The following is a 17,774-nucleotide window of genomic DNA, read 5'->3' on the forward strand; positions in this document are numbered from 1 at the left end:
GCTTCCGTAGCACCGACGACCGCGGACACTCGTCTGCGTCCTTCGAGTTCTGCGGCGAGTCCCGCGACGTCGCTGACACGGAAGATGTCTCCGACCGGAACGGGAACTGCCAGTTTGCGTTCCAGGGTCGACACCAGGCGCACCGCCAGCAGCGAGTTGCCGCCGAGAGCGAAGAAATCATCGTCCGCACCGACCCGCTCGACCCCGAGCACCTCGGCGAACACACCCGCCACGATCTCCTCGACCGGCGTCGACGGCGCCCGGAACTCCCGCACCTCGAACACCGGCTCCGGCAACGCCCGCCGATCCACCTTGCCCGACGCATTGAGCGGCAACTCCTCGAGCACCACCAACACCGACGGCACCATGTAACTCGGCAACGACCCCGCCACAGCAGAGCGCACCGCATCCACATCGACCACAGCACCGGCAGCCGGCACCACATAGGCCACCAACTGCTCACCACGCACCGCATCCCGATGCACCACCGCCACCACGACCTCGACACCCGGCTGCCCACGCAACACCGCCTCGACCTCACCGAGCTCGAGACGCTGACCACGCAACTTCACCTGGAAGTCCGCACGCCCCACATACCGCAACACACCATCGGCACGCCGCACCACCAGATCACCGGTGCGATACAACCGCTCCCCCGCACCGAACGGATCGGCGACGAACCGCTCCGCCGTCAACCCCGCCCGCCCGTGATAACCCCGAGCGAGCTGCACACCGGCCAGATACAACTCACCGACCACACCCACCGGCACCGGATGCAGACGCCCATCGAGCACACAGGCACGCACACCCGACACCGGAGAGCCGATGGGCACACTCGTCCCCTCGACCGCACCCGGCACCTCGAAGAAGGTGGCATTGACCGTCGACTCGGCCGGACCGTACACATTCACCACACGCGCAGCAGGCAGCACCCGACGAACCCGCACCGCAGTCGCCGCCGGCAACTCCTCACCACCGGCGAAGACCCACCGCACACTGCCGCACGCCACCGGATCCACCTCGGCGACGAACACATCGAGCAACGACGGCACGAACTGCACCCACGTGACCGACTGCTCGGCGATCACCCGCGCCAGATACACCGGATCCCGATGCCCCTCCGGCGCCGCCACCACCAACCGGGCACCGACCTGCAACGGCCAGAACAACTCCCACACCGACGCATCGAACGTGATCGGCGCCTTGTGCAACACCGCATCGATCTGCGACAACGGATAGGTCGCCTGCGCCCACGCCAGCAGATTCACCACCGACGCATGCGGCACCGCCACACCCTTCGGCCGACCCGTCGACCCCGACGTGAACAACACGTACGCGGTGTTCTCCGCACGCAACGGCGCGATCCGATCGACATCGGTCACCGCCTCGGCCGACACCGCCGACAGATCCAGCGAATCGATCGCCACACCCGGGACAGACCCCTGCCCCGGCACCGCCACACCGTCACGCTCGGTGGTCAACACCACCGCCGGAGCAGCAACCTCGAACAGATACGCATTGCGCTCGGCCGGCTGATCCGGATCGATCGGCACATACGCACCACCGGCGGCGAGCACCGCATACATACCCACCAGCAACTCCGTCGACCGGCGCATCGCCAACGCCACCGTCGACTCCGGACCCACACCCAGAGAAATCAGATGCCGCGCAAGACGATTCACCCGAGACGCGAACTCACCATAGGTCAGCGACTCACCCTCGAACACCACCGCAACCGCATCCGGCGACCGCCGAACCTGCTCGAAGAACTCGTCGAGCAACAACCCCCCACCGATACCGTCCGCATCGGTGGCATTCCACGTCTCGAGCACCCGCGACCGCTCGGCATCGCCGAGGATCTCGATATCCCCGACCACGGCCGACGGTTCGGATGTCACGGCTTCGAGCACCCGCACGAACCGCTCCGCGAACGACACCACCGTGTCCTCGTCGAACAGATCCGTCGCATAGTTCAGGTCGACGAGATATGCCCCGCCGGACCCCTCGACGAACGTCCACGACAGGTCGAACTTGGCGGTGGCGGTATCCACATCCACGCCGCTGACGGTCAACCCCGGAAGTTCCAGAGCCGACTGTCCCAGATTCTGGAATGCCAGCATCACCTGGAACAACGGGGTCCGCGCCTGCGACCGCTCCGGATCGAGGATCTCCACCAGACGCTCGAACGGCACATCCGCATGCCCGAAGGCCTCGAGATCCGCACCCCGCACCCGCGACAACAGACCCTCGAACGACTCACCCGCATCGACCTGCGTCCGCAGAACGAGAGTGTTGACGAACATACCCACCAGGTCGTCCAACGCGGCCTCACCACGACCGGCCACCGGGGTGCCGATCGCAATGTCGTCGGCGTTCGCCAACCGGGCCAGCAGCACCGACAACGCGGCATGGACGACCATGAACTCGGTCGCCGACGTCCGATGCGCGAGATCGGTCACGGCAGAGCGGAGTCCGGGGTCGATGGTGAACCGGTGCGACGCACCCCGATGCGACATCACCCGTGGACGCGGCCGATCCGCCGGCAGATCGAGCCGATCCGGCACACCCGCCAGAGTCTTCGTCCAGAACCCGATCTGCGCCGAGATCAGCGACTGCGGATCGTCCTCGCTACCGAGCACCTCACGCTGCCAGATCGCGAAATCGGCATACTGCACCTCGAGCGGCGCCCACGCCGGGGCCTCACCGGCAACCCGAGACGCGTAGGCCGTGACGAGGTCCCGCGTGAGCGGCCCCATCGAGAAACCATCCGCCGCAATGTGATGCACCACCAGCACCAGCACATGCTCGGACTCCGACACCGCGAACAACCGCACCCGGAACGGCACCTCGACGGTCACATCGAAACCGACCCCGACGACCGCCGCCGCCTCGGCGAACAGATCCTCCTCGGCCACCGGCACCGGAGTCAGATCCGGCACCACCTCCGCCGCCGGCAACACCTGCTGGTAACCGACACCGTCGAGTTCGGGGTACACGGTACGCAACGACTCCTGCCGGGCGAGCACATCGGCCACCGCCGCCTGCAGCGCCGCCACATCCAGGTTGCCCGACAACCGGATCGCCACCGGGATGTTGTTCGCTGCAGACTCCGGGTTCAGCCGGTTGAGGAACCACATGCGCTGCTGCGCCAACGACAGCAATGCGAATTCCGGATGGACCGGTACCGACGGCAGTTCCACGGTCTCCGCAGGCACCGGTTCCACCAGTTGCACCAACCCGGATTCCACCTGGGCCAGCGTCGCCGGAGTCCCGTCCGTTTCCTGCCAGTCCGTCAGCGACATATGCCCGCCGGCTCCGATCTCGGATTCGACCCGAGCCGCCAACGCCGACACCGTCGACGCCTCGAACAACAACCGCACCGGCACCGCCGTGTCCAACGCCGCACCCAGCCGCGCCGTCAACCGCATCGCGACCAGCGAGTTACCACCCAGAGCGAAGAAATCGTCGTCCACACCGACCCGCTCGACCCCGAGCACCTCGGCGAACACACCCGCCACCGTCTCCTCGACCGGCGTCGACGGCGCCCGGAACTCCCGAACCTCGAACACCGGATCCGGCAACGCCTTCCGATCCAGCTTGCCCGACGCATTGAGCGGGAACTCGTCGAGCACCACGAACTGCTCCGGCACCATGTACCGCGGCAGAGACGCACCGAGCACCGACTGCGCAGTCGCCCGATCGAAGGTCTGATCCGGAGCGGGAACGACGTACGCGATCAGCTGATCCCGACGAACAGCTGCCACCACCTGAGACACGGCCGTGTGCTCGAGCAGAGCGGTCTCGATCTCGCCGAGCTCGATCCGCAGACCACGCAACTTCACCTGGAAGTCCGTCCGCCCGATGTACTCGAGCTCGCCATCACCGGTCCACCGCACCAGATCACCCGTGCGATACAACCGCTCCCCCGAACCGAACGGCGACGCCACGAACCGCTCCGCCGTCAGATCCGGCCGCGCCACATACCCCCGGGCCAACTGCACACCCGACAGATACAACTCACCCGTCACACCCACCGGAACCGGCCGCAACCGCCCATCGAGCACATACGCCCCGGTATTCCACACCGGCACACCCATCGGCACCGAACCACCCACGACACCGGCAACCGCACGCGCAGTCGCATGCACCGTCGCCTCCGTCGGCCCGTACAAATTGTGCAGCTCCGCATCCGAGACACGAGCGAACTGCTCGGCCACCGACATCGGGAACGCCTCACCGGCCACGAGCACCGTCCGCAACGACACACAGTCCTCACGCGAGACCGACGTCGCGAACACCGCCAACATCGACGGCACGAACGACGTCGCCGTCACCCCACGCTCCCGGATCACCCGACCCAGATACACCGGATCCCGATGCCCGTCCGGCGCCGCCACCACCAACGACGCACCCACCGCCAACGTGCCGAACAACTCCCACACCGACACATCGAACGTGAACGGCGTCTTCTGCAACACCACATCACCGGGACCGAACCCGTACTCCGCAGTGATCCACCGGATCTGATTCACCACCGACCCGTGCGACACCGCCACACCCTTCGGCCGACCGTCGACCCCGACGTGAAGATCACATACGCCGTATTGCCCGACCGCAACGCAGCCACCCGATCCGCATCCGACACCACCGCATCGGACACCGCCGACAGATCCAGCGAATCGATCGCCACACTCGGGACAGACCCCTGCCCCGGCACCACCACACCGTCACGCTCGGTGGTCAACACCACCACCGGCTCGGCGACCTCGAGAATGTACCCGTTGCGCTCATCCGGCTGATCCGGATCGATCGGCACATACGCACCACCGGCGGCGAGCACCGCATACATACCCACCAGCAACTCCGTCGACCGGCGCATCGCCAACGCCACCGTCGACTCCGGACCCACACCCAGAGAAATCAGATGCCGCGCAAGACGATTCACCCGAGACGCGAACTCACCATAGGTCAGCGACTCACCCTCGAACACCACCGCAACCGCATCCGGCGACCGCCGCACCTGCTCGACGAACACCCCCGGCAACGAACCCGGACCATCGACCACACGCGCCGTGTCGTTCCACACCTCGAGCACCCGCGACCGCTCGACCTCATCGAGCAGATCCACCTCACCCACCGGCACAGCAGGATCGGCGACGGCTGCACCGAGAACACGGGTGAACCGGTCGGCAAAGGTTTCCATCGTCTCGGCGTCGAACAGGTCCGTCGCATAGTTCAGGTCCACGAGGTAACCGTCGCCGGCGTCGGCCACCGTGACCTGCAGATCGAACTTGGCGGTGGTCGTCTCCACGTCCACACCCGCAACCGTCAGACCCGGCAACTCCAGTTCCGACTGTCCCAGGTTCTGGAATGCCAGCATCACCTGGAACAACGGGGTCCGCGCCTGCGACCGCTCCGGATCGAGGATCTCCACCAGACGCTCGAACGGCACATCCGCATGCCCGAAGGCCTCGAGATCCGCACCCCGCACCCGCGACAACAGACCCTCGAACGACTCACCCGCATCGACCTGCGTCCGCAGAACGAGAGTGTTGACGAACATACCCACCAGGTCGTCCAACGCGGCCTCACCACGACCGGCCACCGGGGTGCCGATCGCAATGTCGTCGGCGTTCGCCAACCGGGCCAGCAGCACCGACAACGCGGCATGGACGACCATGAACTCGGTCGCCGACGTCCGATGCGCGAGATCGGTCACGGCAGAGCGGAGTCCGGGGTCGATGGTGAACCGGTGCGACGCACCCCGATGCGACATCACCCGTGGACGCGGCCGATCCGCCGGCAGATCCAGCTGCTCCGGCACACCCGCCAGAGTCTTCGTCCAGAACCCGATCTGCGCCGAGATCAGCGACTGCGGATCGTCCTCGCTACCGAGCACCTCACGCTGCCAGATCGCGAAATCGGCATACTGCACCTCGAGCGGCGCCCACGCCGGGGCCTCACCGGCAACCCGAGACGCGTAGGCCGTGACGAGGTCCCGCGTGAGCGGCCCCATCGAGAAACCATCCGCCGCAATGTGATGCACCACCAGCACCAGCACATGCTCGGACTCCGACACCGCGAACAACCGCACCCGGAACGGCACCTCGACGGTCACATCGAAACCGACCCCGACGACCGCCGCCGCCTCGGCGAACAGATCCTCCTCGGCCACCGGCACCGGAGTCAGATCCGGCACCACCTCCGCCGCCGGCAGCACCTGCTGGTAACCGACACCGTCGAGTTCGGGGTACACGGTACGCAACGACTCGTGCCGGGCGAGCACATCGGCCACCGCCGCCTGCAGCGCCGCCACATCCAGGTTGCCCGACAACCGGATCGCCACCGGAATGTTGTTCACCGCCGACTCGGGCTCGAACCGGTTGAGGAACCACATGCGCTGCTGCGCCAACGACAACGGCACCCGCTCCGGACGCTCCTGCGCCACCAGCGGAGCACGACCGGCGGTGTCGAGCTGCTCGATCCGCGCAGCCAACGCCGACACCGTCGAAGCCTCGAACAACACCCGCACCGGCACCGACGTCTCCAACGCCGTTCCCAACCGGGCAGCCACCCGCGTCGCGATCAGAGAGTTGCCGCCGAGCGCGAAGAAGTCGTCGTCCGCACCGACCCGCTCTACGCCGAGGAGTTCGGCGAACACACCCGCCACGATCTCCTCGATCGGCGTCGACGGCGCCCGGTACTGCCGGGTTTCGAACACCGGTTCCGGCAACGCGCGACGATCCAGTTTGCCGTTGACGTTCAGCGGCAGCTCGTCCATGGTCACGAACGCCGACGGCATCATGTGCGACGGCAACCGTGTCGTCAGGGCCTCCCTGACCCCGGCGGGATCGAACGCGGCGGCATCTTGCGGAACGATGTACGCCACCAGTTGCTGACCCGTGCGAGCGGAGTCGTGCACGACCACTGCTGCCCGGGCAACGTCGGCGAGCGCTCTCAGTGCTTCCTCGATCTCGCCGAGCTCGATCCGGAAACCGCGAATCTTGACCTGGAAATCGGCACGTCCGACGTATTCGAGTTCCGGGCCTTCACCGGTTTCCGTCCACCGCACGAGGTCGCCCGTCCGGTACATCCGGGTGCCGGTCCCGAAGGGAGACGCGACGAATCGATCCGCGGTCAGATCGGCACGGTCGTGGTATCCGCGGGCCAGCTGGGCCCCGGACAGATACAGCTCGCCCACGACTCCGACGGGGACCGGATGCAGCCGGGTGTCGAGCACCAGCAGGTCGGTGTTCCATTCGGCCGTACCGATCGGAACCGACCTGTCATCGGCGTCGCCGACACGATGTGCCGTCACGGAGACGGCAGCCTCGGTGGGCCCGTACAGGTTGTGGACGTCCGCGCGGGAGTTCGCCCGCAGGCGCTGCGCCAACTCGGCGGGCAGGGCCTCGCCGATCGCCAGAACGAGTCGCACGGCGTCCGGCAGCCGTCGATCGCCCACGGCGAGCAACGCCTCCAGGGTGGAGGGCACCGCATGCAGCACCGTCACGGCCTGCGCGTCCAGAAGGTCCGAGAGGTAGTCCGGATCCTGCTGCCCGCCGGGCCGTGCGATCACGAGCCGGCCTCCCGACACGAGGGCGCCCCAGAACTCCCAGACCGACAGGTCGAAGGTCGCCGCGGTCTTCAGCAGCGCCGCATCCGACGCATCGAGACCGAAGAAGGTGCTCTTCCAGACGAGCTGATTGACCACCGCGGAGTGCGGTACCGAGACGCCCTTCGGCCGACCCGTCGACCCCGACGTGAACAACACGTACGCGGTGTTCTCCGGCCGCAACGGCAGGAGCCGCTCCTCGTCGGACAGCGGCGCATCCGAGTGTTCCGCGAAGGCGGGTCCGTCGATCGAGACGACCTCGACGCCGGCCACGACCGGCAGATCGGATGCATCGCGGGTGGTTGTCAGGACCAGGACCGGCTGCGCCGCCGCGAGGATGTAGTCGTTGCGGTCGGCGGGGTGGTCTGGGTCGATCGGCACGTACGCTCCACCGGCCGTCGAGATGGCGTACATGCCCACCAGCAGGTCCACCGAACGGCAGATGGCCAGGCCCACCCGGGCTTCCGGCCCGACGCCCTTCGCGATCAGGTACCGCGCGAGACGGTTCACGCGAGATGCGAACCCACCGTAGGTCAAGGACTCGTCCTCGGAGACCAGCGCGATCGCGCCGGGGGCCCGCTCGACCTGTTCGGCGAACAGTGCCGGCAGGGTGGTCGCGGGTACCGTCCGCTCCTCGCCGTGTCCGACGGAGATGACCGCCGACCGTTCGGCCGAGGTGAGCACCGGCAGGTCACCGACGGAGAGGGACGTGTCGTCCGCCACGGCCTCGAGGAGCCGTACCAGGCGCTCGACGATCCCGCGCACGGTGGACTCGTCGAACAGCGCCGAGGCATAGGTGAGCACCCCGCCGAGCCCCTGCGGCTCGCCGTCCTCACCGTAGGAGTCGCTGACGATCAGATGCAGGTCGTACTGCGAGTTCGGATTGTCGAACTCCACTCCGGAGATCGTCAGTCCCGGAAGAGCCAGAGTCGCCTTCTCGGTGTTCTGGAACGACAGCCCCACCTGCACCAAGGGGTGGTGAGCGGTCGTCCGCACCGGGTCGAGGGCCTCGACCAGCTGTTCGAACGGCACATCGGCGTTCGCGAACGCCGCGAGGTCGACCTCCCGGGTTCGGGTCAGCAGTTCGTCGAATCGCTCGTCGCCCCGGATCCGGCTGCGAAGGACCAGAGTGTTGGCGAACTGACCGACCACGTCGTCGAGCACGGCCTCGCCCCGGCCTGCGATCGGAGTGCCGACGGCCACGTCGTCGGATCCCGACAACCGGGCCAGCAGGGCGGCCCACGTCGCCTGGACGACCATGAAGAGGGTCGTGTTCGTGCGCGACGCGACCCGCACGAGCGAGCGGTGCAGGTCGGGTGTCACAGCTACGGGGACGCTGCCGCCCGCGAAGGACTGGACGGCGGGTCGCGGGCGATCCGTCGGCAGTTCCAGCAGATCGGGGAGGTCGGCGAGCGTCTCCTTCCAGAACGAGATCTGCTGGGCCATCAGCGAATCCGGATCGGAGGGATCGCCGAGCACCTCCCGCTGCCAGAGCGCGAAGTCCGCGTACTGGACCGGCAGGGGCGACCACTGGGGCAGGTCCCCACGGGACCTCGCCTCGTAGGCCTGCACGAGGTCGCGCGTGAACGGCGCCATGGACGAGCCGTCGGCGGCGATGTGGTGCACGACCGCGACGAGGACGTACTCGTCGGGAGCCGGCTCGAACAGCCGAATACGGAAGGGCACCTCGGTACTCACGTCGAATCCTGCGGACAGGACCTCCGCGACACGTTCGGCGATCTCGGCTTCCGAAGTCTTCTCCGGGGTGACGACCACTCGCACGTCGGATGCCGGCAGCACCTTCTGGTAGCCGACACCGTCGATCTCCGGATACACGGTGCGCAACGACTCGTGCCGGGCCAGCACGTCGGTGACGGCCTCCTGCAGCGCCTTCACGTTCAGGCGTCCCGACAACCGGATGGCGACCGGCAGGTTGTAGGCGGTCGACTCCGGGTCGAACCGGTTGAGGAACCACATCCGCTGCTGAGCCAGGGACAGCGGCACGTGCTCGGGACGCGGACGCGCGACCAGCTCCGCGCGCTTGCCGGCTCCGATCTCGGATTCGACCCGAGCCGCCAACGCCGACACCGTCGACGCCTCGAACAACAACCGCACCGGCACCGCCGTGTCCAACGCCGCACCCAGCCGTGCCGTCAACCGCATCGCGACCAGCGAGTTACCACCCAGAGCGAAGAAATCGTCGTCCGCACCGACCCGCTCGACCCCGAGCACCTCGGCGAACACACCCGCCACCGTCTCCTCGACCGGCGTCGATGGCGCCCGGAACTCCCGAACCTCGAACACCGGATCCGGCAACGCCTTCCGGTCCAGCTTGCCCGACGCATTGAGCGGGAACTCGTCGAGCACCACGAACTGCTCCGGCACCATGTACCGCGGCAGCGACGCACCGACGGCCTCGGTCAGTTCCTCCACCGGCACCGAGCCATCGGACCCGAACACCACGTAGGCCACCAGACGATCACCGACCGGTGACGACACCACTTCCACCGCCGCCTGCGACACCGCAGGATGAGCGACCACAGCCGCCTCGATCTCTCCCAGCTCGATCCGCTGACCACGGAACTTGACCTGGAAATCGGTACGGCCGATGTATTCGAGCGTCCCGTCGGCGGCCCACCGCACCAGATCCCCGGTGCGGTACATGCGCTCACCCGGAGCACCGAACGGATTCGCCACGAAACGATCCGCCGCCAGATCCGGCCGGTTCAGATAACCACGCGCCAACTGCACGCCCGCCAGATACAACTCACCCGGAGCACCCGGCACCGTCGGATTCAGACGGGAATCCAGCACGTACACACGGCAATTCCACTGCGGCACACCGATCGACGCCGACGCCCCCGCATCCGCCCCGGTCACGTCCGCATAGGTGAACGACACCGCAGCCTCGGTCGGACCGTACAGATTGTGCACTCGCGTGCGACCGAGCCGGCGCACCTGACGCACCGTCTGCACCGGCAACGCCTCACCGATGACGAACACGTCCCGCACCGTCCCGAGCGCACCGGCCGGCACCGCCTGCGCGAACATCGACAGCATCGACGGAACGAAGTCGGTCACCGTCACCGCGTGCGTCTCGACGAGACGGGCCAGGTAGGCCGGATCACGATGCCCGTCCGGCGTCGTCACCACCAGGGTCGCACCGACCCGCAGCGGAAGGAAATAACCCCACAACGACACGTCGAACGTGGTCGCGGTCTTCTGCAGATACACGTCCTCCGGCGTCAACCGGTACTCGTGCTGCATCCAGGCCATCTGGTTGACGATCGCCTCGTGCGGCACCGCCACACCCTTGGGCCGGCCCGTCGACCCCGAGGTGAAGATCACGTACGCGGTGTTACCCGGCCGCACCGGCGCGATCCGCTCCGCATCCGCCAACGGCTCATCCGGCACACCCGACAGATCGAGCTCGTCGACCACGAGCGTCCGAGCCGACCACTCCGACGGCACCGCCACCGCATCACTCGCACGGGACAGCACCAGCACCGGACCGGCGGTCTCCAGGATGTACCGATTGCGCTCGACCGGATGCTCCGGATCGATCGGCACGTACGCACCGCCGGCAGCGACGACCGCATACATCGCCACCACCAGATCCAGCGATCGGCCCAACGCGAGCACCACACGGGACTCCGGGCCCACGCCCTGAGAAATCAGATGTCGTGCAAGGCGATTCACCCGAGAAGCGAACTCGCCGTAGGTCAGGGACTCATCCTCGAACACCACCGCAGGCGCATCCGGCGACCGCCGAACCTGCTCGAAGAACTCGTCGAGCAACAATCCCCCACCGATACCGTCCGCATCGGTGGCATTCCAGTCGCTCAGGATCGCACGACGTTCGTCGTCCTCCATGAACTCGAGGTCGCCGATCGCCTGCTCCGGGTTGCCGAGCGCAGAGCGCAGTACGGTCTCGAATCGCCGAGCGAACGCTTCGACGGTTCCGTGTTCGAAGAGATCGACGGCGTACTGCCAGCTGACGTCGAGGGGAGCGTCGTCGTTCCCCTGCGACACGATGTTGAGCTGAAGGTCGAACTTGGAGACGACGAATCCCGCGTCGACGGCATCCACCCCGGATGCGGCGTTCGGCTCCGCGAAGTTCTGGAAGAACAGCGCCACCTGGAACAGGGGGTGCCGGTCGGTGGCCCGCGCCGGATCGAGGACCTCCACCAGACGTTCGAACGGGACGTCGGCGTTCTCGAACGCCTCGAGGTCGACGTGCTGGACCTGCTGCAGGAATTCGGTGAACGGTGTGTTCGGGTCGATGCGGGTACGCAGGACGAGGGTGTTGACGAACATGCCCACCAGATCGTCCAGCGCTTCCTCGCCACGACCGGCGATCGGGCTGCCGACAACCACGTCCTGTTCGCCCGACAACCGCCACAACGTGACCGCGTAGAGGGCGTGTACCAGCATGAACAGCGAGACACCCTGTGTCCGGGCGAGTTCCGCGAGAGCGACGTGGACGTCCCCGTCCAGAACCGAGCGATGGACCGCACCCCGGTACGAGGGGGTCTGCGGACGCGGCCGGTCGAACGGCAGTGCGATCTGTTCCGGAAGCCCGTCCAGTGTCGTGCGCCAGTAACCGACCTGCGACGCGATGAGGCTGGTCGGATCGGACTCGTCGCCGAGCACCGTCCGCTGCCAGAGCGTGTAGTCGGCGTACTGCACCGGCAGTTCGGACCACTCCGGAGCGGACCCCGCACTGCGCGCCGTGTAGGCGGTGAGCAGGTCCCGCACGAACGGCGCCAGCGACGAGCCGTCCGCCGCGATGTGGTGCAGAACCAGGACGAGCACGTGCTCCCCGTCCGGCAGGCGCAGCAGTTCGACGCGGATCGGGATGTCGGTGGTGACGTCGAATCCGGTGGAGGCAGCGCGCACCAACCGGGTGTGCATCTCCTCCTCGGTGACCACGTCGACCGTGAGCCGCAGGTCGACCTCGTCGATGTCGAGCACCTGCTGCCAGCCGACGCCGTCCTGCTCCGGGAAGACCGTGCGGAGAACCTCGTGACGGGCGAGCACGTCGCGGAGCGCTGCGGCCAGCACGTCGGGACGCAGGTCTGCCGGCAACCGGACGGGCAGCGGGATGTTGTTCACCGGCGAGTCGCTGTCGAACCGGCTCAGGAACCAGATCCGTTGCTGTGCAAGCGACAACGGGATCCGCTCGGGCCGCGGCACAGGGGCCAGCGGGATCCGGGTCCCCGTCCCCGACTGCTCGTCGAGCAGGGTGGCCAGTCCCGAGACGGTCGATGCCTCGAACAGCATCCGTACCGGCACCGTGGTGTTCGTCGCCGCGCCGATGCGGGCTGCGACGCGCGTCGCGATCAATGAGTTGCCGCCGAGGTCGAAGAAGTCGTCGTCGGCGCCGACCCGGTCCACGCCGAGGACCTCGGCGAAGACGCCCGCCACGGTCTCCTCGGCCGGAGTCGACGGCGCCCGGAACTCCCGCACCTCGAACACCGGTTCGGGCAGGGCGTCCCGGTCGAGCTTCCCGTTGGGGGTGAGCGGAATCGAGTCCAGCACGACGATCGTCGCCGGAACCATGTGGCGGGGAAGAGCTTTGCGCGCAGCGTCGAGCAGATCATCCGGATCGATCGTCGTGTCCGCGACCGGCTGGACGTAGGAGACGAGCACGTCGTCCTCGCCGGGGCCGGGGCGGGTGAGGGTGACCGCGAAGGACACCCCGGGGAGTCCCGCCAGGACGGCGTCGATCTCCCCGAGTTCGATGCGGAAACCCCGGATCTTGACCTGGAAGTCGCTGCGTCCGACGATCGTGAGGGTTCCGTCCGCACTCCGGCGCGCCAGGTCGCCCGTCCTGTACAGGCGCCCGAACAGCGTGCGGCCGGCGTCGTCCTCGGTCAGGAACGGGTTGGCGACGAATCGTGATGCGGTCAGCGAGGGACGCTCGTGATAGCCGCGTGCGACCTGCCCACCCGCGACGTACAGCTCGCCGACCGAGCCGTCCGCGACAGGAGAGAGCCGTTCGTCCAGCACGTACGCCCTGATGCCCCGCAGTGGCAGACCGATGGGGGTTCCCTCCCCCGCCTCCAGTGGCTGGAGGTTGGTCGCGATCGTGGACTCGGTGGGTCCGTAGACGTTCACGAACCGGCGGCCGGCACCCCACCGATCCACCAGTTCCGACGAGAACCCCTCGCCGCCGACACCGAGCACCGTCAGGTCGGGCAGCCGCTGCGGATCGAGGGAGGTGAGCACCGAGGGGGTGAAGAAGGAATGCGAGACCCGCTCGGCGGCGAGGAGCGCCTCGAGTTCGTCGCCGCCGTAGACCTCGGGCGGTACGACGACGAGACACGACCCGCTCGCGGCGGCCATGAGGACCTCGAGCATCGACGCGTCGAAGCTGGGCGAGGCGAACTGGGAGACCCGCGCCTCCGGCGTCAGCTGCATGCGATCGGTCAGTTCGGGCAGAAAGGTCTCGAAACCCGCATGGGTCACGACGACGCCCTTGGGCTTGCCGGTCGATCCCGAGGTGTAGATGATCCACGCCGGGTGGTCCGCGCGCAGTGTGTGCACGCGCTCGTCGTAGGTGACGGCCCGGTCGGGAACGTCCTCGAGCGAACCGAGGACGTCGGGCGCGTCGAGGACGAGCCAGTCCACGGTGGACGGCAGGTTCTCGACCACACCGCCCACGGTCAGCCCGAGGACGGCACGTGAGTCCTCGACCATGTAGCGGACCCGGTCGACCGGGTATTTCGGATCGACGGGCACGAACGCCGCTCCGGATTTGGCGACGGCCCATACGGCGACGACCGACTCGAAGGACCGGGGTACGGCGAGCGCCACCCGGTCCTCGGGGCCGATTCCCCGCTGGATGAGCAGCCGGGCCAGCTTCGAGGAGCGCGCATCGAGTTCGGCGTAGGTCAGCGATCCTCCACCGAAGCGCACCGCGACGGCGGTCGCGGACCGCTCGACCGCAGCGCCGAAGATCTGGGGCAGCAGCAGAGCGCGAGTGCGGGCCTGTCGCCGTGGCCGGTTCGGCCGGGGACGGCGCCCTTCGCGTCCGGTCCGGGCATCGGTTCCGTGCGGTGTCATTCCGACACCACCTCGTCACGGCACAGGACGGACCCGAACTCGTTCACCAAAGCGAACCACCCTTTCGCATTCCGGGGCAACGTCCTCGCCGCTCCCCTACCACGCCGGCGCGGACTTCCTCGACTCGCTCCTGGCACCGCTGGTACGTGGTACGGGCGATGCAACGTACGCTGCATCGCCCGTACCACCTCACGCCGAACTCACTTCCCGAAGTGCGCACTCCAGGAGCCGAGAGCAACGACATCTACCGCGCCGCTGCCGTCCTCGGCCGGCGTGTCCGTGTCTTCCACGATGAAACACTCCAGGTCATCCAGCGAAGTCGTATCCACCTTACCGGGTGCGTCGGACCCCACGACCGCGTGAGTGACCCACTCGTCCGCGAGGACATCCGTGAGGTCGTCCCCGGATCCGTTTCCGTTACCCGTCGTCACATAGGCGGCACCGGCGGCACCGGCCAGCAACGGGGTGAGCGCCTTGCCGTGGCCTTCGCCCGACCCACCGTAGAACAGCCTCGACTCGTAGGTGACACCGAAGCGTTCCTGACTGTTCTCCAGCCACCCCGCCAGGGATCCGTGATCCACGACACCCACCCGGGAGCCGCTCACGTGGACCCAGGCCGGATCGTCGGGCGTCAGTCCCCGCAGTCGGTCCGTGTAGGTGACCTGAGCGGCGGACGCCTCGTCGACGCGGGCTTCGACCGCCGGATCCGTCAGATCGAGGATCCGGGGGTGGCCGGTCACGGCACCGCGCGAGAGGACCAGTTCCACGGCGGGCGTCGCCTCGGGGAGCGGCTCCCCCGACGGATCGAGCACGAGGAAGGCCGCGCCCGACTTGAGGACCGCCCACAGTGCGCAGACGCCGTCGACGGAGCCGTCCAGGACCACACCGACGACATCGCCGGTGCCGATCCCCTCCTCGATCAGCAGCCTCGCGATCTGCGACGACCTCCGGTCGATCTCCCGGTAGGTGACCTCGTCGCCGTCCACCGACACCGCAGGAGCCTCCGGATCCTGCTCCACGTTGGCCGTGAACAGCTGGGACACCACCCGGGTGGACCTGCCGGAGGTACCGGTCTCCTGTTCGGCTGCTCCCGAGGTCAGAGCCCGGCGTTCCTCGTCCGACAGGATCTCGACGTCACCCACCGGAACCGAGGAGTCGGTCGTGACCGCGTCGAGGACGCGGACGAACCGGTCGGAGAGCTTCTCGACGGTGGCCCGGTCGAACAGATCGGCTGCGTAGATCCATTCCCCGACGAATCCGTTTCCGTTGTCGGCGAGAGTGAGCTGCAGATCGAACTTCGCGGTCGGAGCGCCCCCCTGGAGCGGTTCGATCGTCAGGCCGGGCAACGTGAACTCGGCCTGACCCATGGGCTCGACCGACAGGACCACCTGGATCAGCGGCGCCGCCGTGCCCTTCGGTACGACCTCGTCCACGATCCGCTCGAACGGCAGGTCCGCGTTGTCGAGTGCCTCCAGGTCCGCCGTGCGCACCCGGTCCACCAGTTCGGCGAACGGAAGCGACGGGTCGAGACTCGTCCGGAGCGGCAACGTGTTGACGAACATGCCGACGAGGTCGTCGAGCTCGGAGATGCCGCGACCTGCGACCGGCGTACCGATCGCGAAGTCCCGCGCACCGCTGAGGCGCGTGACCAGCACCGCGAGAGCACTGTGGACGACCATGAACAGGGTCGCGTTGTGTGCCCGGGCGAGTGCGGTCAGCCGTTCCTGGACGTCGGCACCCACGGTGAAGCGGACGGATCCACCCGCCGGCGACGGGTTCGACGTACGAGGACGGTCGGTCGGCAGATCGATCTGCTGCGGCATCCCCGCGAGCGCGTCCCGCCAGTAGGCGAGCTGCCGGGCGACCAGGGACTCGTCGTCCGACTCGTCTCCCATCACCGTGCGCTGCCACAGGGCATAGTCCGCGTACTGGACGGGCAACGGCTTCCAGCCGGGCGCCGCATCCCGGGTGCGTGCCAGGTACGCCGTCATCATGTCCCGTCCCAGGGGAGCCATCGACTCACCGTCGGCGGTGATGTGGTGCACGACGAACGCCAGCACGTGGTCCTCGGCGCCGAGTTCGAACAGGCGGACCCGAACCGGCGGACGCTGCGTGACGTCGAAGCCCTCGTTCAGCATCGTCGCCGCCTGTTCGAACAGGTCCGATTCGGAGTCGACCCGGACGTGCCCGACGGACAGCCCGGCCTCCTCCGGCGCCAGAACCTCCTGGTACGGGCCGTCCTGATCGCTCGGGTAGCGGGTGCGCAGCGATTCGTGCCGTGCCACCAGATCGGCGACCGCGGCGTCGATCGCATCCCGGTCGAGTGCACCCTTCAGACGCAGCGCCATCGGGATGTTGTAGACCGGCGACGTGGTGTCCATCTGGTTGAGGAACCACATCCGCTGCTGCGCCAGGGACAGCGGGATACGCTCCGGCCGGTCCCCTGCCGTGATCGGCGGGCGCGACACCGTCTCCGTGACCGTGCCGATCGCGACCGCCAACTGCTCGACGGTGGGTGCTTCGAACAGTGTCCGCACGGGCACCTTGGTGTCGAACGCCGCACCGAGGCGTGCTGCGACCTTGGTCGCCAGCAGCGAGTTGCCGCCGAGAGCGAAGAACGAATCGTCCGCACCGACCCGCTCCACACCGAGCACCTCGGCGAACACACCCGCAACGATCTCCTCCACCGGAGACGACACCGCCCGGAACTCCGAAGAACTGGTGAACTCCGGCGCCGGCAACGCCCGACGATCCAACTTGCCGTTCGCCGTCAACGGCAACGCCTCGAGCACCACCACCGCATCCGGAACCATGTACTCCGGCAGGAACCGACCCGACGCCTCGATCGCCGCGGCCGCATCGACCGCACAACCGGTCCGCGGCACCACATAACCGACCAACCGCTCACCGAGCCGCTCGTCGACCACCACCGCAGCCACCGACTGCGCCACACCCTCGACCTGCAGCAACGCCGCCTCGACCTCACCGAGCTCGATACGGAAACCACGCAACTGCACCTGCGAATCGGCCCGACCACATATTCGAGATGCCCATCGGCATTCCACATCGCCACATCCCCGGTCCGGTACATCAC

1 protein-coding gene and 2 pseudogenes are annotated in these 17,774 nt (G+C 67.7%); all 3 read right to left on the reverse strand.

Features of this window, described 5'->3' with window-relative positions; all coding sequences use genetic code 11:
* Window positions 1-50: 50 nt before the first annotated feature.
* Window positions 51-12,808 (reverse strand): annotated as a pseudogene (locus tag OED52_RS15305) (non-ribosomal peptide synthetase); the annotation flags it as partial.
* Window positions 12,809-12,862: 54 nt separating this feature from the next.
* Window positions 12,863-14,680: pseudogene (locus OED52_RS20840) on the reverse strand (non-ribosomal peptide synthetase); the annotation flags it as partial.
* Window positions 14,681-14,880: 200 nt separating this feature from the next.
* Window positions 14,881-17,697, reverse strand: a complete 2,817-nt coding sequence (locus OED52_RS15310) for a condensation domain-containing protein (protein ID WP_264151707.1) — start codon at window positions 17,695-17,697, stop codon at window positions 14,881-14,883.
* Between the last annotated feature and the right edge of the window lie 77 nt (window positions 17,698-17,774).

Origin of the sequence: Rhodococcus sp. Z13, from assembly GCF_025837095.1 — a bacterium.
Taxonomy (GTDB): Bacteria; Actinomycetota; Actinomycetes; order Mycobacteriales; family Mycobacteriaceae; genus Rhodococcus; species Rhodococcus sacchari.